A 22,675-nucleotide genomic window follows, 5' to 3' on the forward strand; every position below is an offset into this window, starting at 1 on the left:
CGGAACTGGTACCGGTCTGCGACAAACGCGCCGGTCACGCCCGCGCGTGCGCCCCCCGAGCGGCGTGCGGGACGGCGCCGGCCGCCTCCTCGACCTCCAGCAGCGAGGCCGAGTGGCGCTCTGCCTCGAAGGCCACCACGCCGCCGCGCAGCCCGAACAGCCGCTTGGACAGCATGATCCAGAGCACCGCGGCGATGTTCAGCACCAGCGTGCCGATCTTCACGGCGCTGACGTGCTCGCTCAGCTCGTAGCCCTCCAACGGCAGGAAGGCGGCGGTGGCCACGACGGTGAGGTACTCGGCCCAGCGCCTGCCCAGCCAGAGGCCGACCGCCTCGACGATCTCGATCAGCGCGTAGGCCAGCAGCGCGCCCGCGACGATCAGCAGGGTGCTCTTCCTGTAGTCGAAGGTCTTGCGGATGGTGTCGACGATCGGGGAGTGTTCGAGGTCCCAGTGGAAGTGGTCGGTGACCGGCCGGAAGACCGACAGGTTCTCGTCGAAGACCCGGTGCACGGCGTCCTGGCTGTTGGAGAACTTCCAGACGGCCCAGGCCACGATGATGATCAGCAGGCCGCGCAGCACCCGCTCGACGGCGAGGAAGCGCAGGATGAAGAGGTCCCGCAGCGCCTTGCCGCGCGGCACCAGCGGGGCGTCCTGCGCCGGGCCGGAGCCGTGCGGGGCGCCGAGCGCGAAGTCGCCGCAGCGCAGGCAGCGCCAGGCGTCGCCGAGGGCGGTGGCGGCGTGCAGCCGGGCGGCCAGCTCGGGCTCGGTCGGCGCGTAGGTGGTGTGGCCGCGCTTGGCGCAGGTCCTTCGGTCCCAGTCCCGCTTGAACATGTGGTCGCTACCCCCGGTCGTCCGATGTCTACGGCGCCCGGTGCGTCGGGCGCGGGCAGCAGGATAGGGGCAGCGGGTGACGGGCCGGCGCGACGAGCCGGGTTCTGGCGCACAGCTGTGACACGGACACGACGGCCGTGGCGCTGGGGCGGGACACGGTGGTTGTGACGTCGGGCACGGTGACCACCCCGGCCGGGGCTTCGGACAGGTGCTCGGTGATAATGGCCGGAAGACTTGTGAGTCGCTTCACAAGCAGGTACGCCTCCGACCCCCGTATTGAGGTACCCATCGTGAACAGCAGCGCCGTCCACCGCCTGCGCCTGGTCTCCGGCCCCGAAGGGGTCTCGTTCATCCTGCTGCTGATCTGCTCCGTGCTGAAGCGGACCACGTCCTTCGACGGCGTCCCGGTGATGGGCATGGTCCACGGGATCCTGTTCATCCTGTACGTCGTCTTCTGGATCCAGGCCTGGCAGGCGCAGAAGTGGGACGCCAAGCGCGGCGTGCTGCTGTTCGTCCTCTCGGTGCTGCCCACCGGCGGCTTCTTCGCCGAGCGGATGCTCGCCAAGGAGGAGCGCGGCGAGCTGAAGCCGGCCACCGCGTAGGGACGCGCGCCCGCCACGCGACGGTCGACAGGCTGCCGCGGCCTCCTCTCCCAAAGGGCCGCGGCAGCCTGTCGCCGTTTCTTACCGGGGGTGGCTGGGGGGTGCTGGGGCGCGCACTAGTTGACGTTGACGCCGCTCCACGCGGCCGCCACGGTCTTGTACTCGGTGCTGGTGGCGCCGTACAGGTCGGTCGCGGCCTTCAGGGTCGCCGTGCGGGCGGCCTTGTAGTTGGTGGTGGAGGTCATGTAGACGGTCAGCGCGCGGTACCAGATCGCGGCCGCCTTGGTCCGGCCGATGCCGGTGACCGTCGAGCCGTTGGAGGTCGGGCTGTTGTAGCTGACCCCGTTGACCACCTTGGCGCCGCTGCCCTCGGACAGCAGGTAGAAGAAGTGGTTGGCGATGCCCGAGGAGTAGTGGACGTCGAGGTTGCCGACGCCCGAGTACCAGGAGTCCGCGGAGCTGCCGTCCTTGGAGGGCTTGTCCATGTAGCGCAGCGGCTTGCCGTTGCCGAAGATGTTGAGCTTCTCGCCGATCAGGTAGTCCGGCGGGTCCGCGGGCAGGTTGGCCGACCACTCGACCATGGTGCCGAAGATGTCGGAGGTGGCCTCGTTGAGGCCGCCGGACTCGCCGGAGTAGTTGAGGTTCGCCGTGGCGGAGGTGACGCCGTGGGTCATCTCGTGGCCGGAGACGTCGATCGCGGTCAGCGGGTTGGTGTTGCCGGAGCCGTCCCCGTACGTCATGCAGAAGCAGGAGTCGTCCCAGAACGCGTTGACGTAGTTGGAGCCGTAGTGGACGCGGCTGGCGGCGCCGACGCCGTTGTTCTTGATGCCGTTGCGGCCGAAGGTGTTCTTGTAGTAGTCCCAGGTGGCCGCGGCGCCGTACTGGGCGTCCACGGCGGCGGACTCGCGGTTGGAGGCCAGGCCGTTGCCCCAGGAGTTGCTGGTCTTGGCGAACAGCGTGCCGTTGCCCGAGGTGGCGCCCTTGAGGTCGGTGGTGGACTGGCCGCCGCGCGTGGCGTCCTTCAGCTGGTACGAGGTGCCGCTCTGGGTGGTGGTCAGCGTGACGGTGCCGACGTTGACGCCCTTGCCGGTGCCGGAGGCGGTCTGCACCTGCTCGCGGGTGGACAGCACCTCGCCGGTGGCGGCGTCGGTGACGACCTGCTGGCTGCTCGGGGTGCCGTCGGCCCGCTCGCCGCGGACCACCGTGCGGTGGGCCAGCCGCGGCGCGCCGTCGGCCGCCCACACCACCAGCTCGGCCGCGCCCGCGCCGTCGACCCGGCTGAGCGCCGCCTCGTCCTCGTCGGCGGCCGTCCCGACGGTCGCCCGCACCGCGGCGGTGGCCCGCTCGGCCGCCTGCCCGGCGGCGAGGCCCGGGGCCAGGCTCGGCAGCGACAGGCTGCCGTCGAAGGCCCGGTCGACCGAGTCCACCGAGCCGTCGGCGCGCTGGTGGACGACCAGGTCGCCGCCGAGCACCGGCAGGCCGGCGTAGGTCCGCTCGTAGCGCAGGTGGCGTTCGCCGTTGGCGTCCGCGACGACGTCCTTGACCACCAGCCGCTCCTGGCCGCCGAGGGCCAGGGCCTGGGCGACCGGGCTGCTCTGCCCGGCGGCCACCGCGAGCAGCGCGGCGCGCTGCTGCTCCGGCGACGGGGCGGCGGCCTGGGCGGCGGGGACGATGGCGATCTGGATCACGCCGGCGAGCAGGGCGGTGGCGGAGAGTATGGCGCCGGCTGTCAGCTTTCGCTTCACGTGCGGGGGTTCCTTCCACGAAACCGCGTGTGCGCGCGGTTGCGCCGCGTACCGGGGCGCCGGGGTTGGCGCCGTGGGGCGGTAGGGCGCGGACGTGCTGCTCCCGTGCGGTACCTGACGATCCGTCGACGGGTGGGGGTGACGGGCGTCGGACGGGGCTTGGGCAGAAGCATGACAATCGATGGCAGGAAATGACAGACCACGGACAGGGATTGGCCGGGATCCGCCAGTGTCGGTGCGGATGGTTCGGCTGCCGCCCAGTGCCCGCTACGGGCGGTTCGTCCGGCTGGCGGGACTTCGCCACCCCGGGAGCGGAGCGGAGCGGTCGGGCACGCGCGGGGGAGGGCGGGCGTGCAGGGGCGGGCGTGCGAGGGGGTGCGCGGACGCCCGGGGCCGCCCTCCACGGGGGCCCCGGACGTCCTGTCACCGTGCGCCGTGCGTCAGTTGACGTTGACGCCGCTCCACGCGGCCGCGACCGCCTTGTACTCGGCGCTGGTGGCGCCGTACAGGTCGGAGGCGGCCTTCAGGGTGCCGGTGCGGGCACTCGCGTAGTTGGTGGTGGAGGTGAAGTAGACGGTCAGCGCGCGGTACCAGATCTGCGCGGCCTTGTCCCGGCCGATGCCGGTGACGGCCGAGCCGTTGGAGGTCGGGCTGTTGTAGCTGAAGCCGTTGATGCTCTTCGCGCCGCTGCCCTCGGACAGCAGGTAGAAGAAGTGGTTGGCGATGCCCGAGGAGTAGTGGACGTCGAGGTTGCCGACGCCCGAGTACCAGGAGTCCGCCGAGGCGCCGTCCTTGCTGGGCTTGTCCATGTAGCGCAGCGGGGTGCCGTCGCCGTTCAGGTTGATCAACTCGCCGATCCAGTAGTTCGGCGGGTTGGAGGGCAGGTTGGCGTAGAACTCGACCATCGTGCCGAAGATGTCGGAGGTGGCCTCGTTGAGGCCGCCGGACTCGCCGGAGTAGTTGAGGTTCGCCGTGGCGGAGGTGACGCCGTGGCTCATCTCGTGGCCGGCCACGTCGATCTCGGTGAGCGGGTGGGTGTTGCCGCTGCCGTCGCCGTAGGACATGCAGAAGCAGGCGTCGCTCCAGAACGCGTTCACGTAGTTGGAGCCGTAGTGCACCCGGCTGGTCGCGCCGACACCGTTGTTCTTGATGCCGTTGCGGCCGAAGGTGTTCTTGTAGAAGTCCCAGGTGGCCGCGGCGCCGTACTGGGCGTCCACGGCGGCGGACTCGCTGTTGGAGGCCAGGCCGTTGCCGAAGGCGTTGGTCGAGTTGGCGACCAGCGTGCCGGTGCCGGAGGTCTTGTTCTTCAGGTTGACGGTCGACTGGCCGCCGCGCGTGGCGTCCTTCAGCTGGTACGAGGTGCCGCTCTGGGTGGTGGTCAGCGGGACGTTGCCGACGAAGACGCCCTTGCCGGTGCCGGAGGCGGTCTGCACCTGCTCGTGGGTGGACAGCACCTGGCCGGTGGCGGCGTCGGTGACCAGCAGCTGGCTGCTGGGGGTGCCGTCGGCGCGCACGCCCTCGACGGTGGTCCGGTACGCCAGGCGCGGGTTGCCGTCGCTCGCCCAGACCACCAGCTCGGCCTTGCCGGTCTGGTGCACGGCCGCCAGCGGGGACTCGTCCTTGTCCGCGGCGACGCCGACGGTGGCCTGGACGGCGCCGGTGGCCTGCGCGGCGGCCTTGTCGGCCGGGATCTGCGGGGCCAGGCTCGGCAGGCTCAGCTGCGCGGAGACCGCCTTGTCGACCGACTCCACCGCGCCGCGGGCGCTCTGGTGGACGACCAGGTCGCCGCCGAGCACCGGCAGGCCGGCGTAGGTGCGCTCGAAGCGCAGGTGCCGGGTGCCGTCCTGGTCCACCACGGCGTCCTTCGCCACCAGTTGCTCCTGGCCGCCGAGGGCGAGGGCCTTCGCCAGCGGGCCGGACTGGCCGCCCGCCAGGGCGAGCGCCGCCGCGTGCTGCTCGGCGGCCTGCGCCTGCGCCGCGGGGATCGGGCTGGCCTGGGCGGCGGTGCTCACCTGGACGACGCCGGTGAGCAGGGCGGTGGCGGAGAGTACGGCGACTGCTGCGAGCTTTCGCTTCACGGACGAGTCCTTCCGGGTAACCGCGTGTGGGCGGTCGCGCCGCGTCCCGGGGGCCGGGGTCGGCACCTGAGGGGCGGGACGGGCGCTGACGTGCGGACCCCGTGCGGTCGAGCGGCGGGCCACCGGTGGGTGGGGGTGGTGGCTACCGGACGGGGTTGGCGGAAAGCATGACAATCGAGCAAATCAAATGACAGGTCTTGCTCATGAATTGGCCAAGTCCCGCCAGCCGGAGGGATTGTGAACGGGCGGACAAAAGGTGTGAATCACCCGGCCTTTCAGCGGGTTACCATCCGAACCGAGGCCTGATAGTGCGGCTGCGGACCGATCGGCCGTCAACTCCGCCGCGCCCCGGTCCCGTTGCCCCGCATTCACACCGGCGCAATGTCCTGGTATGGACCTGGCCGCCCTTTTGGCGGGTTCCCGCCACGCGTCGCGCTTGTCCACCATCAGGACGGCTGGTAGCGCCCGCCCCCTCCGCCGGTACGGTAAGGAGGTGCCCAAGCCCCTAGCCCTCGACTTCGACCCGATCGCCCGCGCCGACGAGCTCTGGACCCGCCGCTGGGGCGGGGTCCCCTCGATGGCGGCGATCACCTCGATCATGCGAGCCCACCAGATCCTGCTCTCCCGGGTCGACGCGGTGCTCAAGCCGTACGGGCTGACCTTCGCCCGGTACGAGGCGCTGGTGCTGCTGACCTTCAGCCGGACCGGCGAGCTCTCGCTGTCCAAGATCGGCGAGCGGCTCATGGTCCACCCGACCAGCGTCACCAACACCGTCGACCGGCTGGAGCGGGCCGGCCTGGTCGCCCGCCGCCCCAACCCGCTGGACGGCCGCGGCGTGCTCGCCACGATCACCGGCCGCGGCCGCGAGACGGTCGAGGAGGCCACCCGGGAACTCATGGCGATGGAGTTCGGGCTGGAGGAGTACGACACCGAGCAGTGTCGGCAGGTGTTCGAACTGCTCAGGCCGCTGCGGATCGCCGCCGGCGACTTCACCGACGACCGCGGCGAGGGGGCTGCGCGGGAGCGGCCGTGAGGACGGTTACCCTCGTGGGAGCGGTGCGCGGATCCGGGCGTACCGGTCGATCCCTGCCGAACGAGGCGATGAAGAGTATGAAGGCGACCCCCCTGCTGGGCTGGTACCGGGCCCTGGCCATTGCGACCGGTGTGGCCCTGCTGGTGTTCTGCGGCTTCATGGTCGCGAAGTACGGCTTCGACGCGGCCGAGGACCTGACCACGTACGTCGCGATGCTGCACGGCTACCTGTACATCGGGTACTTCGTGGTGACCTTCCTGCTCGGGCAGAAGCTGAAGTGGCCGCTCGGCCGGATGATCCTGACCCTGGCCGCCGGCTGCATCCCGTTCGCGTCCTTCGTCTTCGAGCGCAAGGTGGTCCGCGAGGCCGCCGAGCGGCTCTCGACCGGCACGGACGCCCGCCAGCCCGCCGGCGTCTGATCCGACGCCCCGGCGAGTGCCCCTTCCCCCGCGGGGGAAGGGGCACTCGCGTGTTTCCGGGCCCCGGGAGGGCGGCCCGCGGCGTTTCGACCCGGGCATCCATCGACAGCTGCTAGGACGTCCGAGTAAATTAGTAGGACGTCCTAATAGCTGTGCCGCCCCGGTGCCGTGGCGGCCGTACGGAGCGGAGTTCGGGGTCATGGACGCCGAGGAGATCGAGCGCGGACGGCAGCGCTGGCAGCAGCGGTACGACAGCGCCCGCAAGCGGGACGCGGACTTCACCACCCTGTCCGGCGACGAGGTCGAGCCGGCGTACGGTCCCGCCCCCGGGCAGGCCGTCGAGGGCTTCGAGCGGATCGGCTGGCCGGGCGAGTACCCCTTCACCCGCGGGCTGCACCCCACCGGCTACCGGGGCCGCACCTGGACCATCCGCCAGTTCGCCGGCTTCGGCAACGCGCAGCAGACCAACGAGCGCTACCGGATGATCCTGGAGGCGGGCGGCGGGGGCCTCTCGGTCGCCTTCGACATGCCCACCCTGATGGGCTACGACTCCGACGACGCCAAGTCGCTCGGTGAGGTGGGCCACTGCGGCGTCGCCATCGACTCGGCCGCCGACATGGAGGTGCTGTTCAACGGCATCCCGCTCGGCGAGGTCACCACCTCGATGACGATCAGCGGCCCGGCCGTCCCGATCTTCTGCATGTACCTGGTCGCCGCCGAGCGCCAGGGCGTCGACCCGGCGGTGCTCAACGGCACCCTGCAGACGGACATCTTCAAGGAGTACATCGCCCAGAAGGAGTGGCTCTTCGCCCCCGAGCCGCACCTGCGGCTGATCGGCGACCTGATGGCGTACTGCGCCCAGGGCATTCCCGCGTACAAGCCGCTGTCCGTCTCCGGCTACCACATCCGCGAGGCCGGGGCGACGGCCGCGCAGGAGCTCGCGTACACCCTCGCCGACGGCTTCGCCTACGTCGAGCTGGGCCTGTCCCGGGGCCTGGACGTGGACGTCTTCGCGCCCGGCCTGTCCTTCTTCTTCGACGCGCACCTGGACTTCTTCGAGGAGATCGCCAAGTTCCGCGCCGCGCGCCGGATCTGGGCCCGCTGGATGCGCGACCGCTTCGGCGCCAAGACCGACAAGGCGCAGTGGCTGCGCTTCCACACCCAGACCGCTGGCGTCTCGCTGACCGCGCAGCAGCCGTACAACAACGTGGTCCGCACCGCCGTGGAGGCGCTGTCCGCGGTGCTCGGCGGCACCAACTCGCTGCACACCAACGCCCTGGACGAGACCCTGGCGCTGCCGTCCGAGCAGGCCGCCGAGATCGCCCTGCGCACCCAGCAGGTGCTGATGGAGGAGACCGGCGTCGCCAACGTGGCCGACCCGCTGGGCGGTTCCTGGTACGTCGAGGCGCTCACCGACCGGATCGAGCAGCAGGCCGAGGCGATCTTCCAGCAGATCTTGAACAAGAGCCGTCTCGACAAGGGCCGCGAGGACCACGGGATCGGCCCGATCACCTCCGGCATCCTGCGCGGGATCGAGGAGGGCTGGTTCACCGGCGAGATCGCCGAGGCGGCCTTCCAGTACCAGCAGTCGGTGGAGAAGGGGGACAAGCGCGTGGTCGGCGTCAACTGCCACCCGCGCAGCGTCACCCCCGAACTGGAGATCCTGCGGGTCAGCCACGAGGTCGAACGCGAGCAGGTGCGGGTGCTGCGCGAGCGCAAGGAGGCCCGGGACGAGGCGGCGGTGCGGGCCGGGCTGGACGCCATGCTGGCGGCCGCGCGCTCGGGCGAGTCGATGATCCCGCCGATGCTGGACGCGGTGCGCGCCGAGGCGACCCTGGGCGAGATCTGCAACGCGCTGCGCGAGGAGTGGGGGACGTACCGGGAGAACGCGTCCTTCTAGGACGTGCCGGTGGGCCGCCCCCTACGGAGCTTCTCCGTGCGGGGCGGCTTCGCCGTGCGTTCGGCCGGACAGGGCCTAGTCGGCCAGCAGGCTGGGGAAGGGGCCGAGCAGCAGGTTGGTGAAGCGGCGGGTCCAGTCGGCGGTGATCGGCTCGCCGCTGACCAGGACGCGGTGCTCTACCGTCCCGGCGATGGTGTCGAAGATGATGTCGATCTCCTCGTCGGCCGTCCGCGGGTCGGCGTCCGGGGCGAGTTCGCCGCGCGCCTGGGCGGCCGCCCGGCCCTGCCGGACCAGGCGCTTCTGCGGGTCGACGATGGCCTCCCGGATGCGGCGGTGCAGGTGCGGGTCACGGGTGCCCTCGGCGAACAGCGCGAGCAGCGCGGCCTGGGTCTCGGGGCGGGCCAGCAGGTCGGCGAACTGGGCGACCACCGCCTCGATGTCGGCCCGCAGGCTGCCGAGGTCGGGCATCACCAGGTCGTCGAAGAGGCTGGCGACGGCGTCCACCACGAGTTCGTTCTTGGACGGCCAGCGGCGATAGAGGGTGGTCTTGGCGACCTTGGCGCGGGTCGCGACGTGGCCCATGGTCAGCCCGCCCCAGCCGAGTTCGGCGAGGGCCTCGCGGGTGGCGTCGAGGATGGCGCGGTCGGCGGCGGCACTGCGCGGGCGCCCCTTGGCCCTGGTCGTGGCACCCGCCGAGGGGGCGGGGCCGTCCGCGGTCTCCGGGCCCGTGACGTCCGGGTTCGCGGGGGGCTGGGGGGCCGGCAACCGGGCCTCCTTGCGCTCTACTGGTGAGTAACATGGGTGGGGCTGGTAACGGTAGCGGCTGTTCGCCCGTTCGGGCAGCCGGGCCGCCCCGGAAAGTGGGGCAGGTCACGTCGCGGAACCGCCGATGGGGCTTGCGGCCGGGACCCCGGCTCCAGTTACGCTACGACTCGTAGCGAAAGCAGTGACAACCAGGCACCGCACCCGTGGGACGGGGCGGCGCGGGCGCGGGTGGGGATCCGCGCCGAATGGTTCAGGCTACCGGGGGAGGGCCACCGCGCCCGGGAATCCGCGCCGCGCGGCCCGTGCGGGGCGACTTTCCTGAGGTTGGTTGCCCGCAGGCGGCGCGGACGGGGGAGGATGGTGCCATGCAGCCACGGAATTCGCGTCTCAACAGCTCCGCCCTGCGCGGTGCGGTCGACCTCGCCGCAGTGAAGGCAGCCGGCGAGGCTGCCCAGAAGGCCGAGCAGGCCCGGGTCGAGCGGGCCCGCCAGGCGGCCGCCGACGAAGCGGCCGGGGTCGCCCCCGCGCAGTCCGCCTACGCGCTCGTCATCGACGTCACCGAGGACACCTTCGAGGCCGAGGTCGTCCAGCGCTCCACCGAAGTGCCGGTCGTCATCGACTTCTGGGCCGAGTGGTGCGGCCCCTGCAAGCAGCTCAGCCCGATCCTGGAGGGCCTGGCCGAGGAGTACGCCGGCCGGTTCGTGCTCGCCAAGATCGACGTGGACGCCAACCCGCTGATCTCCCAGCAGTTCGGCATCCAGGGCATCCCGGCCGTGATGGCCGTGGTGGCCGGCCAGTTGGTACCGCTGTTCCAGGGCGCCGAGAGCGCGGCCAACGTCCGCAAGGTGCTGGACCAGCTGATCCTGGTCGCCGAGCAGCGCTTCGGCGTGGTCGGCGGCGCCGGGGCCCCGGGCGAGGCGTCGGACGCCGCCCCGCAGCGGCCGGAGGACCCGGCCCTGGCCGCCGCGCACGACGCGCTGGACAGCGGCGACCTGGGCGGCGCCGTCCAGGCCTACCGGAACGTGCTGGCCGACCAGCCGGGCAACACCGAGGCCAGGCTGGGCCTCGCCCAGGCCGAACTGCTGCAGCGGATCGAGAGCGTGGACCCGCAGGCCGTCCGCGCCGCGGCCGCGGCCGACCCGAAGGACGTCGAGGCCCAGCTGCGGGCGGCCGACCTGGACCTGGTGGGCGGTCACGTCGAGGACGCCTTCGGCCGGCTGGTGGACACCGTCGGCCGGACCGCCGGTGAGGACCGGGACGCCGCCCGGCTGCGCCTGCTGGAGCTGTTCGAGGTGATCGGCCCGGACGACCCGCGGGTCACCGCGGCCCGCACCGCGCTGGCGCGCGTGCTGTTCTGACGCCGCCTCCGGTTCGGGCCCGGTCGGTCCCGGGCGGGTCCTGGCACGGCGGATGACCTGCGGTGTCGCCGGGTGATTTGGCGACAATCCGGTCAACCGGACAGAGGTTTACCAAATCTTGACAACACCCGTGGACAGTCACACCTGGTGACTGTCCACGGGTGTTTCGTTCGTGTTTCCGGCGGATTTCTTCGTCACGTTTCCTTCAAGACGTCACACACGGTGCATGTCGCGTCGATTTCATGATCAACGCTGTCGGGTGTTGCATTACCCGTCAGTAAGGAACCTCTTGTGCTTCGCCCGGGATTCGAGCACGATCGGCGACGCCCGGTCCCTGACTCCACACCCTCCGATCCGGTCGGCCACGTGGAGCACGGGATCCCCACCGGGTGATCCGTCGGCCCCGGTCGGCGGTAGGGAGGGCAGGGGGGTATCCGCGGTCCCACGGCGGTTCCTGTCCTTCGACCGGCCGCGCGGCCCTGCGCGGTCGCTGGTTGTCGCTCGGGGGTGATCGCCGATGTCGTCGGTCCTGCCCGCCGCCCCGCAAGGGCGGCCGGTGGAGGGACGGGAGTGCCGCTGTGTGCCGGCCGCTCCCGCGTCCGACGACGCCCAAGGCGCTCTCCGCTACCGAGGACGTAGCTCTCTCCCATCCCAGTCCCCCACCGGCGCGGGCGCGCCGCCGGGGAGCCGGAGATGTACGTCCTAGAAGGAGGACTCGCATGTCCCAGACCTACGGCAAGACCCGCTGGAAGCGCTTCGCCCTGGTGATGGTGCCGAGCATCGCGGCCACCGCGATGGTCGGCGCCGCCATGGCCAACAACGCGCTGGCGGCTTCGTTCAGCGTCTCCGGCCAGAGCTTCAAGGTCACCACGCCGGAGCTGCACGGCAAGAACTTCGCCCAGTTCGGCTCGATCGACGCCGAGGTGAACGGCACTCCGCACCCGGTCGCGGTCTCGGCCTTCGACGAGGCGACCATCAAGGGCCTCTGCCAGTCGGTGGTGACCGACCCCAACGTCATCCCCGGCCTGCCGTGGAAGCTGCCCAAGATCGTCCTTCGCCTGGAGGCGGGCAACAGCGACGACGTCAAGAAGCAGGTCTACGCCAAGAACCTGCTGATCGACCTCGACCAGCTGAACGCGGACGCCGAGTTCACCAACATCAACATCGGCCAGGACGCCTCGACCCTCAAGGGCGAGGCCACCCAGGGCTGGAAGTCCAAGCTCGGCGGCCTGCCGTCCGGCGCGACCGGCTTCGCCCAGGCCGCCGACAAGGCCGACCTGTACAACGTGCAGCAGACCGCCTGGGCCACCTCGGCCGGCACCTTCAAGCTCCCCGGCCTGAAGCTCGCGCTGCACACCGACGGCACCGGCGAGTGCTACTAGGCCGTTGACGGGCGGCGGACCGGGCCCGGTCCGCCGCCCCGACGGCACCTGTGGGACCGGTGGTGGCGCGTGCGCCGTCGCCGGATCCCGTGTCTCGTCCATCCCTCGTTCACACCATCGAGGAGCTGCACCGTGTCCAGCGCCCTTGCCTCATTCCGGCCCGCCGAGCACGAGAACCCCGTCCAGTGGCTGCGCCGGGTGTTCCGTACCTTCCGTCGGACGCGGCCGTACTACGGCGGCCTGCTGGCCATGATCGCCGGCGTCCCGATCATGTACTTCCCGTACGCCAAGCTCTCGTTGGGCGGCATGACGGTGGCCATGGCCACCACGGCGGGCGCCGGATCGCTGATCATCGGCGTGCTGCTGATCGTGCTCGGGCTGACCGCGTGGTTCCAGCCGACCGTGCGGGTCTTCGCGGGAGTCGCCACCACGCTGCTGACGCTGGTCTCGATCCCGGTCTCCAACCTGGCCGGGTTCGGCCTGGCGCTGCTGCCGGGGCTGATCGGCGGCGGCCTGATGGCGTCCTGGGCGCCACTGCCGGAGCCGAAGGCGGCCAAGACCGCCGTCGCCGCGAGCGTCGCCGCCGAGGCCCCTGCTCCTGAGGCCGCCGCACTTGGGACACCGGCCTCCGAGGCCGCCGTCGGCGAGAGCGCGGCCGTCGTCGAGAGCGTCGCCACCGAGCCCGCGGCGGCCGGAGCGCCCACCGCGAAGCTGCCCGCACAGGCCGCGTCGAACGAGCAGGCCGCCGCCGTGGACCCGAAGGAGGCGCGGTGAGCGCGTCGGAGGACCAACCGCAGCGCGCCGGTCGACACGCGGCGCCGCGCACGCCCGTCCGGGTCCGGCTGAGAGGCCGCGCGTTGGCGATGGCCGCGGTGCCGACGGCGCTGCTGATGGCCGCCGCGTACACCCCCAACCCGGCCGTCGCCGAGTCGACGGCGGGCAAGCCCTGTGGGACCGCGCCCGCCACCGTGCCGGACGTCGCACCGCTGGAGACGCCCGTCCCCAAGAGCGAGCTGCCCGAGCCGCCGCCCGGTCCGTCCACGGCGCCCCCCACCGTGCCCTCGACGGCGCCCTCGACGGGGCCGAGCGCGATCCCCACCCAGACGCCGACCACCGCGCCCACCCAGCAGCCCTCCGCGCCGACCGGTACGCCGAGCGCCGGCGCGACGCCGACCGGCGCCCCGACCGGCGCGGCCACCACCCCGGCGACCACGCCGCCGGCCGCCCGCTCCGCCGCTCCCGGCGGTTCGGACACGGTCCACCGGGCCGGGCTGATCGACGACGTCCTGGGCGGCGTCAACCACCTGCTGGACCCGGGTGGTTCACCGAGCCCGACGCCGAGCGCCAAGTCGACCGGCACCCCCGCGCCGGCCACCACCCAGGCCCCCGCGCCGGCCGTCCCGGCCCCGCGCGCCGGGACGCCGACCCAGCCGCAGGCCCCGACGGCCGGGGCCCCGGCCGACGCGCGGCCCGGCACCCCGCCGCCCGCCGCCGACAGCGGCGAGCAGACCCCGGCGGGCGACCAGGCCTCGCCCGCCGCGACGGCCTCCGCCGCCGGTGGCCCGGCCGGCGGCACGACGGGGAAGCCGAGCGGCAAGGCGAGCCCGAGTACGGCCCCCGCCACCCCGTCCGGGGCCGCCAGCGACACCCCGGCGTCCTCGCCGAGCGCGAACCCCAACTGCGCGGTGGACACCAGCGGCCTGACCGCCGGCGCGCCCGCCACCGGGGACGTCGTCCCGCAGCAGAACTGGACGCTGGCGACCAGCCGGCTGGCGCTGCACGGCGCGGCCTTCCACGGCGTCTACGACGTGCGGACCCCGACCGGCACCAAGCGGGTGCTGAAGTTCGTGGTGGACAGCGTCGACATCGACAACCTCGACATGTCGACGTTGCAGGGCAACGGCAAGACCTTCCACGTGAAGGGCGCCCCCGGCTCGACCTCGACCATGCGCAAGGGCCCGGTCACGATGTACGTGGAGCGACTGTCCGGCCACCTCTCCAAGGTGCTCGGCCTGCCGATCCCGATCGACCTGGGCGAGATCACCCTCACCCCGGACACCCTGCCGCGCTGGCTGTACGACCTGATCGGCTCGATCCCGATCCCGCTGGACCTGGAGCTGACCGGGGTCACCGCCAAGCAGGCCGGCCAGTTCGGCGGCACGCTGACCATTCCCGGCATGCGCCTGTTCAACGACGACGCGCCCTACAGCGACAAGTAGGCGACCGGTAGCCGCGCCACGGCGGCGGCGACGTCGCGAGAACGCCCGTGGGGCGGCCCTCCACCGGAGGACCGCCCCACGGGCGTCGGAACCACGGGGTGTTACTCGCCCCGGGTGCCCAGGTGGTGCACCTGGACCATGTTGGTGTTGCCGGGGATGCCGGGGGGCGAGCCGGCGGTGACGATGACGGTCGCGCCCTCGGCGAGCTGGCCCATGCTGAGCAGCTCGCGGTCGACCTGGGCGACCATCGCGTCGGTGGACCCGACCTGCTCGGTGACGTGCGCCTCGACGCCCCAGCTCAGCGAGAGCTGGTTGCGGGTGGCGACGTCCGGGGTGAACGCGATCACCGGGATCGGCGAACGGTAGCGGGACAGGCGGCGGGCGGTGTCACCGGACTTGGTGAACGCGACCAGCGCCTGGCCGTTCAGGAAGTCGCCCAGCTCGCACGCGGCGCGGGCGATCGAGCCGCCCTGGGTGCGCGGCTTGCGACCCGGGTTGAGCGGCTGGAGGCCCTGGGAAAGCAGCTCCTCCTCGGCCCTCTCGGCGATCCGGCTCATGGTGCGGACGGTCTCGATCGGGTACTTGCCGACGCTCGACTCGGCGGACAGCATGACCGCGTCGGTGCCGTCCAGGATGGCGTTGGCGACGTCGGAGACCTCGGCGCGGGTGGGGCGCGAGGCGTGGATCATCGACTCCATCATCTGGGTGGCGACGATGACGGGCTTGGCGTTGCGGCGGGCCAGCGTGATCAGCTGCTTCTGGACCAGCGGCACCCGCTCCAGCGGGTACTCGACGGCCAGGTCGCCGCGGGCGACCATGATGGCGTCGAAGGCGAGGACGATCTCCTCCATGGCCTCGACGGCCTGCGGCTTCTCGATCTTGGCGATGACCGGCACGCGGATGCCGACCTCGTCCATGACCTCGTGGACGTCCTTGACGTCGTCCGCGTTGCGGACGAAGGACAGGGCGACCATGTCGACGCCCAGGCGCAGCGAGAAGCGCAGGTCGTCCTTGTCCTTCTCGGACAGGGCGGGCACGTTCACGGCCGCGCCGGGCAGGTTGATGCCCTTGTTGTTCGAGAGCACGCCGCCCTCGATCACCACGGTCTTCACCCGCGGGCCGTCGACGCTGACGACCTCCAGGGCGATGACGCCGTCGTTGATCAGGATCGGGTCGCCGGGCTTGACGTCGCCGGGCAGGCCCTTGTAGGTGGTGCCGCAGATGTGCTGGTCACCGGGGACGTCCTCGGTGGTGATGGTGAACTCGTCGCCGTTGTCGACGGTCACCGGGCCGTTGGCGAAGGTCGCCAGACGGATCTTGGGACCCTGGAGGTCGGCCAGGACGCCGATGGCCTTGCCGGTGTCCTCCGAGACCTGGCGGACCTTGCGGTACCGCTCCTCGTGGTCCGCGTGGTTGCCGTGGCTCATGTTCAGTCGGGCGACGTTCATGCCCGCCTCGACGATGGCCTTCAGCTGTTCGTAGGAGTCCGTCGCCGGACCCAGGGTGCAGACAATTTTCGCTCGGCGCATATGGATCAGTCTATCCGTTCGTGTTATAGGTGCATTCGGCACGAATCGTGAGGAATCGCCAACGAAGGATCCCGAGGGGCGAGACGGCGTCCGGTCAGTCCCCGGACCGCCGGTGGACCAGGGCGAAGGCCTGTCGGGCGATCTCCAGTTCCTCGTCGGTGGGCACCACGGCGACCGCCACCCGGGCGTACGCGGGCGAGATGATCCGGGCCTCGCCGGAGCGCACCGAGTTCAGCTCGGGGTCGACCGCGATGCCCAGTTCGTCCAGCCCGGCGGTGGCCGCCGCGCGCACCGGCGCCGCGTTCTCCCCGACGCCCGCGGTGAACGCGATCGCGTCCACCCGGCCGAGCACGGCGTAGTAGCCGCCGATGTACTTGCGCAGCCGGTGGATGTACGCGTCGAAGGCGAGCTTCGCGTCGGCGTCCCCGGCCCCGGCCCGGCGCATGATCTCGCGCATGTCGTTGTCGCCGCACAGGCCGCGCAGACCGCTGCGGCGGTTGAGCAGGTCGTCGATCTCGTCGATCGACAGCCCGCCCACCCGGTGCAGGTGGAACACCACACCGGCGTCGATGTCGCCCGAGCGGGTGCCCATGACCAGGCCCTCCAGCGGGGTCAGGCCCATCGAGGTGTCCAGGCAGCGACCACCGGCGACCGCCGAGGCGGAGGCGCCGTTGCCCAGGTGCAGCACGATCACGTTCACCTCGGCCGGGTCCTTGCCGAGCAGCCGGGCGGTGGCCCGCGAGACGTACTGGTGCGAGGTGCCGTGGAAGCCGTAGCGGCGCACCCGGTGCTCGTCGGCCACGGCCTTGTCGATCGCGTACCGGGCCGAGAACTCGGGCATCGAGGCGTGGAAGGCGGTGTCGAAGACGGCCACCTGGGGGAGGTCCGGGCGCAGCGCGCGGGCCACCTCGATGCCGGTGATGTTGGCCGGGTTGTGCAGCGGCGCGACCGGGATCAGCCGGCGGATCTCCTTGAGCACGTCGTCGGTGACCACGGTCGGCTCGGTGAACCGCTTGCCGCCGTGCACCACCCGGTGGCCGATCGCGGCCAGCTCGGGGGAGTCCAGCCCGAGGCCGTCGGCGGCCAGCTCCTCGGCGACGGCCTTCAGGGCGGCGGAGTGGTCCGGGAAGAGCTGCGGCAGCTCGCGCGGCCCGCCCGAGTGCGGGGTGTGCACCAGCCGCCCGCCGGGCTCGCCGATCCGCTCCACCAGGCCGGAGGCCAGCCGGGCACCGTCCAGCATGTCGATCAGCTGGTACTTCACCGACGAGGAGCCGGCGTTCAGGACGAGAACGCGCGTTCCTTCGCTCATGCCTTCGGCTCCTTCTCGTCCTGGGCCTGGATGGCGGTGATCGCGACGGTGTTGACGATGTCCTGGACCAGCGCGCCGCGCGAGAGGTCGTTGACGGGCTTGCGCAGGCCCTGGAGGACGGGGCCGACCGCCACCGCGCCCGCCGAGCGCTGGACCGCCTTGTAGGTGTTGTTGCCGGTGTTGAGGTCCGGGAAGATCAGCACGGTCGCCCGGCCCGCCACCGCGGAGCCCGGCAGCTTGGTGGCCGCGACGTGGGCGTCCACCGCCGCGTCGTACTGGATCGGGCCCTCGACCAGGATGTCCGGCCGCAGCTCGCGGACCAGCTCGGTGGCCTTGCGGACCTTGTCGACGTCCGCGCCGGACCCGGAGGTGCCGGTCGAGTACGAGAGCATCGCGACCCGCGGCTCCACCCCGAACTGGGCGGCGGTGGCGGCGGACTGGATCGCGATGTCGGCCAGCTGCTGGGCGTCCGGGTCGGGGTTGACCGCGCAGTCGCCGTACACCAGCACCTTGTCGGCCAGGCACATGAAGAAGACGCTCGACACGATGGCCGCGCCCGGCGAGGTCTTGATCACCTCGAAGGCGGGCCGGATGGTCGCGGCGGTGGAGTGCACCGCGCCGGAGACCATGCCGTCGGCGATGCCCTCCTGGACCATCAGGGTGCCGAAGTACGAGACGTCGGTGACCACGTCCAGCGCCAGCTCGACGGTCATCCCCTTGTGGGCGCGCAGCCGGGCGTACAGCTCGGCGAACTGGCGGCGCAGCGGGCTGGTGGTCGGGTCGACGATCCGGACCTGGGCGCGGTCGGTGCCCGACTGCTCCTGCGGGAGGTCGATGCCGAGGCTCGCGGCCTTGCGGCGCACCGCGTCGGCCTCGCCGAGCAGGGTGAGGTCGCAGATGTTGCGGCGCAGCAGGATCTCGGCCGCGCGCAGCACCCGTTCCTCGGTGCCCTCCGGCAGGACGACGTGCCGCCGGCTCGCCCGGGCCCGCTCCAGCAGCTCGTGCTCGAACATCATCGGGGTGACGCGCTCGGACCGGCCGACCTCGATCAGGTTGGTCAACTCGGCCGTGTCGACGTGCAGTTCGAACAGCCCGAGGGCGATCTCGGCCTTCCGCGGACTGGCCGCGGTGAGCTTGCCCTCCAGGTGGGTGAGGGCCGCGGCGGTCGGCCAGCTGCCCTCCGGGACGACCGCGACCGGGGTGCCGGGGGCGAGTCGGGCGGCCAGCGCCATCACGTTCGGGCCGGGGTGCTGGCCGAGCGTCAGCAGCACGCCGGCGATCGGCGGGGCGCCGGCGGCGTGCGCGGCCAGCGAGCCGATCACCAGGTCGGCGCGGTCCCCGGGGGTGACGACCAGGGCGCCCTCGGTCAGGGCGTCCAGGAAGGTGGGCAGCATGGCGCCGCCGAAGACGAAGCCGCGGACGTCCCGGGCCAGGCCGGCGGCGTCCCCGAGCAGGACCTCGGCGCCGGTCGTCTCGACCAGCTGGGCGACGGTCGGCGCGGCCAGCGCCGGCTCCTCCGGGATGACGTAGGCGGGGATCGGCAGCTTCTCGGTGAGCTTGCGCTGGATCCGCTGCTTGGCGCCCGGGGCGACCCGGTTGGCGATCATCGCCAGGGTCTCGCAGCCCAGGTCGGTGAACGCCCGGTGGGCGTTGCGGACCTCGGCGATGACGGCCTCCGGGTCCTCGGCGTGCCCGCCGACGACCGGCAGCACGGCGGCGCCGAACTCGTTGGCCAGCCGGGCGTTGAAGGCCAGCTCGTCCGGGATGTTGGTGTCGGCGAAGTCGGTGCCGAGCACCAGCACCGCCTGGCAGCGCCGCTCCAGCGCGCGGAAGCGGTCGACCAGGGCGGAGACCAGCTCGTCCTGCCCCCGGGCGGCCTGCAGCGCGGCGGCCTCCTCGTAGCTGAGCCCGTACAGCTCGGAACTCGGCAGGTCGATCCGGTACCGGCCGCGCAGCAGCTCCACCACGTGGTCCGAGCCCGGCTCGGACCCGGCCCGGTGGCCGGCAGACGCCCCCGCGTGCGCGTGCACCAGCGGCCGGAACACCCCGACCCGGTCCACCTGGCGGGTGAGCAGTTCCATGACCCCGAGTTCGACCGCCTGCCGGCCGTCCCCCCGGTCGATACCGGTCACGTACACGCTGCGCGCCACGTGGGTGTCTCCGTCCCGTCGTCTCGGAATATGGCCATATCGACCATACCTTCGCACCACGAACGGGCGTCCGCGAGCAGAGCGGCCGAGTCGGGGCAAGGGCTGAACGTCCTGGGCGTGGGGTTTGCGCCGCCGCCCGCCCTTGATGTACCTACATGACGTAGTTACATTGGAGGGCATGGAGACCATGGGACTGCGTGAGCTGAACCAGAACCCGTCCAAGGCGGTCGCGCGGGTCCGGGCCGGCGCGACGATCGTCGTCACCGACCGCGGGCGGCCCGTGCTGAGACTCGTGCCGGAGGAACCCCCGGCGACGGTCCTCGAACGCATGGTCGCGGCCGGCGAGGTCACCCCGCCCGCCGAGGAGGGCATGCCCGAGCTGGCCCTCGACCTGTTGCCGGAGATCGGCAGCCTCTCGGACCTCCTGGTGGAGGACCGCGAACGGGAGCGGAACCGTTGATCTACCTCGACTCCTGCGCGCTGCTGAAGTTCATCAAGCCGGAGCCGGAGACGGCCGCAGTGCGGGCGTGGCGGCAGGCGCTGCCCGCCGGGACCGAGCTGATCACCAGCGCGCTGGCCCGGCTGGAGATCACCCGCGCCCTGCTCCGCGCGGGCCTGGCCCACCAGCAGGTCCCCTACTACGTGGACCAGGCGCTCCGGGGCAGCCACCAGGTCGACCTCAGCAGCGCGGTGCTCGCCCGGGCGCTCTCCTACCGCACTCCGCGCCTCGGCTCGCTGGACGCGTTGCACCTGGCCAGCGCGGACCCGTTCCGCACGGAGCTGACCGAGTTCATCACCTACGACCGCGAGCTGGGCAGGGCCGCGGAGGACCTCGGCTTCCCGGTGTCGGCGCCGAGCTGAGCGCCTGCCCGGCCGGGCAGGCGCTCAGACACTCTGGTGCTCAGGCCCTCAGCGGGCCGGGCGGAGCCAGAGGGTGGCGAGCGGGGGGAGGACCAGTTCGGCGGAGCGGGGCTGGTCGTGCCAGGGGGTCGGTTCGGCCTTGACCGGGTGGGAGTTGCCGATGCCGCCGCCGCCGTAGGCCTCGGCGTCGGTGTTGAGCAGTTCCTCCCACAGCTGGTCGCGGCCGTCCAGGTCGGGCAGACCGACCCGGTGGCCGTGCCGGACGACGGGGGAGAAGTTGCAGACCGCGACCAGCGGCGAGCCGTCGGCCCCGTACCGGACGAAGGAGAGCAGGTTGTCCTCGGCGGCGCCGCCGTCGAGCCAGCGGAAGCCGTCCGGGGTGGTGTCCCGCTCCCAGAGGGCGGGGGTGTCCAGGTAGTGCCGGTTGAGGTCGCGGACCAGCCGGCGGACGCCGCGGTGGTCCTGGTGGGCGGGCCACTGCTCGTCGAGCACCCACCACTGCGGGCCCTGCTCGTGGTCCCATTCAGCTCCCTGGGCGAACTCCTGTCCCATGAAGAGCAGTTGCTTGCCCGGGTGGGACCACATGAAGCCCAGGTAGGCGCGGTGGTTGGCGCGCTGCTGCCACCAGTCGCCGGGCATCTTGGAGACCAGCGCCTGCTTGCCGTGCACCACCTCGTCGTGCGAGATCGGCAGGACGTAGTTCTCCGAGTAGGCGTACACCATCGAGAAGGTGATCTCGTTGTGGTGGAACTTGCGGTGCACCGGCTCCTTGGACATGTAGACCAGCGAGTCGTGCATCCAGCCCATGTTCCACTTGAGCCCGAAGCCGAGGCCGCCGGCGTCGGTCGGGCGGGTGACGCCGTCCCAGGCGGTGGACTCCTCGGCGATGGTGACCACGCCGGGGCAGCGCCGGTAGACGGTGGCGTTCATCTCCTGGAGGAACGCGGCCGCGTCCGGGTTCTCCCGGCCGCCGTGCTGGTTGGGCGTCCAGGCGCCGCCCTCGCGGGAGTAGTCGAGGTAGAGCATCGAGGCGACGGCGTCCACCCGCAGGCCGTCGATGTGGAACTCCTCGCACCAGTAGACCGCGTTGGCGACGAGGAAGTTGCGCACCTCCGTGCGGCCGTAGTCGAACTCCAGGGTTCCCCAGTCGGGGTGCTCGGCGCGCAGCGGGTCGGCCGGCTCGTACAGCGGCTCGCCGTCGAAGCGGGCGAGCGCGAAGGCGTCCTTGGGGAAGTGGGCGGGCACCCAGTCGACGATCACGCCGATGCCGTGCCGGTGCAGGGTGTCGACCAGGTGGCGGAAGTCGTCGGGGCTGCCGAGCCGGGCGGTGGGGGCGTAGTAGCCGGACACCTGGTAGCCCCAGGAGCCGCCGAAGGGGTGCTCCATGACCGGCATGAACTCCACGTGGGTGAAGTTCAACTCCTTGAGGTAGCGCGGCAGTTCCTCGGCGATGGCGCGGTAGCTGGTGAGGTCGGGCCGCCAGGAGGCCAGGTGCAGCTCGTAGACGGACATCGGCGCCCGGTGGTGTGCGGCGCGGGCCCGGCGGGCCATCCAGTCGCCGTCCTGCCAGCGGTAGTCGGAGGAGGTGACCACCGAGGCGGTGGCGGGCGGGCACTGGGCGGCCCGGGCGAGCGGGTCGGCCTTGTCGAGCACCCAGCCCTGCCGGGTGTGGATCTCGTACTTGTACGCGGCGCCCTCGGCGAGGCCCGGGACGAAGAGCTCCCAGATGCCGGACGAGCCGAGCGAGCGCATCGGGTGCCCGGTGCCGTCCCAGTGGTTGAAGTCGCCGATCAGCCGGACGCCGACGGCGTTCGGCGCCCAGACCGCGAAGGCGGTGCCGGCGACGCCGTCGACGGTGCGCACGTGCGAGCCGAGGGCCTGCCATAGCTGCTCGTGCCGGCCTTCGGAGATCAGGTGCAGGTCGAGTTCGCCGAGGGTGGGCGGGGTGCGGTAGCCGTCGTGCTGGGCCAGCGGCTCGCCGCCGGGGTAGGTCACCAGCAGCCGGTAGTCCACGGCGTCGGCGCCGGCCACCAGCCCCGTGAACAACCCGCCCTGCTGATGGGTGAGTTCGGCCGGGCCCTGGGTGGTCTCGACGACCACCCGCTCGGCGAACGGGCGCAGCACCCGGATCGCGGTGCCGCCGTGCACCGGGTGCGCGCTGAGCAGGGCGTGCGGGTCGTGGTGCTGCCCGCCGACCAGCCGGTCCACCTCGGACGGCGGCAGCGGCGCCTCGGGCAGGCGCAGCGAGGCCGTGGGCGGGGCCGTGACCGGTGCGGACGCCGCGACTGGTGCGGACGCCGCGACTGGTACGGACTCCTCCGTCGGGGCGGGTTCGCCGGCCGGCCCGGACTCCTCGGCCGGGACGGGCTCGGGCCGGGGCGAGTCCGGGCCGGCCAGGAAGGTGGCCGGGACGGGGCGGGTGGTGCGGCCGGGCGGGTCGAGCGGCGTCACGGCTGGGTCCTCCTGCGACGGGGGGTGGGCTAACTCCAGGGC

18 protein-coding genes are annotated in these 22,675 nt (G+C 72.2%); 10 read left to right on the plus strand and 8 right to left on the minus strand.

Features of this window, described 5'->3' with window-relative positions; genetic code table 11:
- Window positions 1–34: 34 nt before the first annotated feature.
- Window positions 35–832 carry a DUF2127 domain-containing protein gene (locus AB0O82_RS10145; protein ID WP_363582030.1) on the minus strand — a complete coding sequence of 266 codons (798 nt, stop codon included), beginning with the start codon at window positions 830–832 and terminating at the stop codon, window positions 35–37.
- A gap of 221 nt (window positions 833–1,053) precedes the next feature.
- Here AB0O82_RS10145 and AB0O82_RS10150 point away from each other — a divergent pair, with 221 nt between their 5' ends.
- A complete protein-coding gene (locus AB0O82_RS10150) occupies window positions 1,054–1,434 on the plus strand; it encodes a DUF3817 domain-containing protein (protein ID WP_350879576.1) in 381 nt (126 codons plus the stop codon).
- A gap of 116 nt (window positions 1,435–1,550) precedes the next feature.
- On the opposite strand, the gene AB0O82_RS10155 is transcribed toward AB0O82_RS10150, so the two are convergent.
- Window positions 1,551–3,179, minus strand: a complete 1,629-nt coding sequence (locus tag AB0O82_RS10155; RefSeq protein WP_363582032.1) for a M4 family metallopeptidase — start codon at window positions 3,177–3,179, stop codon at window positions 1,551–1,553.
- Between the two features lie 440 nt (window positions 3,180–3,619).
- The gene (locus AB0O82_RS10160; RefSeq protein ID WP_363582034.1) at window positions 3,620–5,257 is read right to left on the minus strand and encodes a M4 family metallopeptidase; all 1,638 of its coding nucleotides are present in this window, start codon (window positions 5,255–5,257) and stop codon (window positions 3,620–3,622) included.
- Between the two features lie 493 nt (window positions 5,258–5,750).
- Between AB0O82_RS10160 and AB0O82_RS10165 the strand changes: the two genes are divergently transcribed.
- The 3 genes from AB0O82_RS10165 to AB0O82_RS10175 all read left to right on the plus strand — a co-directional run bounded on the left by AB0O82_RS10165 (window position 5,751) and on the right by AB0O82_RS10175 (window position 8,609).
- A complete protein-coding gene (locus AB0O82_RS10165) occupies window positions 5,751–6,290 on the plus strand; it encodes a MarR family transcriptional regulator (RefSeq protein WP_363582036.1) in 540 nt (179 codons plus the stop codon).
- Window positions 6,291–6,367: 77 nt separating this feature from the next.
- Window positions 6,368–6,709, plus strand: a complete 342-nt coding sequence (locus AB0O82_RS10170) for a DUF3817 domain-containing protein (RefSeq protein ID WP_363582038.1) — start codon at window positions 6,368–6,370, stop codon at window positions 6,707–6,709.
- Between the two features lie 199 nt (window positions 6,710–6,908).
- Complete coding sequence (locus AB0O82_RS10175; protein ID WP_363582040.1) at window positions 6,909–8,609, plus strand: methylmalonyl-CoA mutase family protein; 1,701 nt, start codon at window positions 6,909–6,911, stop codon at window positions 8,607–8,609.
- Between the two features lie 75 nt (window positions 8,610–8,684).
- Here the strand turns inward: AB0O82_RS10175 and AB0O82_RS10180 are convergent, their stop codons facing one another.
- Window positions 8,685–9,374, minus strand: a complete 690-nt coding sequence (locus AB0O82_RS10180; protein WP_363582042.1) for a TetR/AcrR family transcriptional regulator — start codon at window positions 9,372–9,374, stop codon at window positions 8,685–8,687.
- 365 nt (window positions 9,375–9,739) lie between these two features.
- Between AB0O82_RS10180 and AB0O82_RS10185 the strand changes: the two genes are divergently transcribed.
- From AB0O82_RS10185 to AB0O82_RS10200, 4 genes are all read left to right on the plus strand, one after another.
- Window positions 9,740–10,732, plus strand: a complete 993-nt coding sequence (locus AB0O82_RS10185) for a tetratricopeptide repeat protein (protein ID WP_363582044.1) — start codon at window positions 9,740–9,742, stop codon at window positions 10,730–10,732.
- Between the two features lie 719 nt (window positions 10,733–11,451).
- Window positions 11,452–12,114: a DUF6230 family protein gene (locus tag AB0O82_RS10190; protein WP_063347768.1), complete on the plus strand. Its 663-nt coding sequence runs from the start codon at window positions 11,452–11,454 to the stop codon at window positions 12,112–12,114.
- Between the two features lie 132 nt (window positions 12,115–12,246).
- The gene (locus AB0O82_RS10195; protein ID WP_363582046.1) at window positions 12,247–12,888 is read left to right on the plus strand and encodes a DUF6114 domain-containing protein; all 642 of its coding nucleotides are present in this window, start codon (window positions 12,247–12,249) and stop codon (window positions 12,886–12,888) included.
- The gene (locus AB0O82_RS10200) at window positions 12,885–14,333 is read left to right on the plus strand and encodes a hypothetical protein (RefSeq protein WP_363582048.1); all 1,449 of its coding nucleotides are present in this window, start codon (window positions 12,885–12,887) and stop codon (window positions 14,331–14,333) included. The genes AB0O82_RS10195 and AB0O82_RS10200 overlap by 4 nt, the downstream gene beginning before the upstream one ends.
- A 101-nt stretch (window positions 14,334–14,434) precedes the next feature.
- On the opposite strand, the gene pyk is transcribed toward AB0O82_RS10200, so the two are convergent.
- The 3 genes from pyk to pta all read right to left on the minus strand — a co-directional run bounded on the left by pyk (window position 14,435) and on the right by pta (window position 19,321).
- Window positions 14,435–15,862: a pyruvate kinase gene (pyk, locus tag AB0O82_RS10205; protein ID WP_063347766.1), complete on the minus strand. Its 1,428-nt coding sequence runs from the start codon at window positions 15,860–15,862 to the stop codon at window positions 14,435–14,437.
- Window positions 15,863–15,956: 94 nt separating this feature from the next.
- Window positions 15,957–17,171: an acetate kinase gene (locus AB0O82_RS10210; RefSeq protein ID WP_363582050.1), complete on the minus strand. Its 1,215-nt coding sequence runs from the start codon at window positions 17,169–17,171 to the stop codon at window positions 15,957–15,959.
- Complete coding sequence (gene pta, locus AB0O82_RS10215) at window positions 17,168–19,321, minus strand: phosphate acetyltransferase (protein ID WP_363582052.1); 2,154 nt, start codon at window positions 19,319–19,321, stop codon at window positions 17,168–17,170. The genes AB0O82_RS10210 and pta overlap by 4 nt, the downstream gene beginning before the upstream one ends.
- A 178-nt stretch (window positions 19,322–19,499) precedes the next feature.
- Between pta and AB0O82_RS10220 the strand changes: the two genes are divergently transcribed.
- Window positions 19,500–19,781, plus strand: coding sequence for a type II toxin-antitoxin system prevent-host-death family antitoxin (locus tag AB0O82_RS10220; protein ID WP_363582054.1), 282 nt, complete (start codon window positions 19,500–19,502; stop codon window positions 19,779–19,781).
- Window positions 19,778–20,182, plus strand: coding sequence for a type II toxin-antitoxin system VapC family toxin (locus tag AB0O82_RS10225; RefSeq protein WP_363582056.1), 405 nt, complete (start codon window positions 19,778–19,780; stop codon window positions 20,180–20,182). The genes AB0O82_RS10220 and AB0O82_RS10225 overlap by 4 nt, the downstream gene beginning before the upstream one ends.
- 48 nt (window positions 20,183–20,230) lie before the next feature.
- Here the strand turns inward: AB0O82_RS10225 and glgB are convergent, their stop codons facing one another.
- The gene (glgB, locus tag AB0O82_RS10230; protein WP_363582058.1) at window positions 20,231–22,633 is read right to left on the minus strand and encodes a 1,4-alpha-glucan branching enzyme; all 2,403 of its coding nucleotides are present in this window, start codon (window positions 22,631–22,633) and stop codon (window positions 20,231–20,233) included.
- Between the last annotated feature and the right edge of the window lie 42 nt (window positions 22,634–22,675).

It is taken from the genome of Kitasatospora sp. NPDC088264, assembly GCF_040685715.1.
Lineage (GTDB): Bacteria > Actinomycetota > Actinomycetes > Streptomycetales > Streptomycetaceae > Kitasatospora.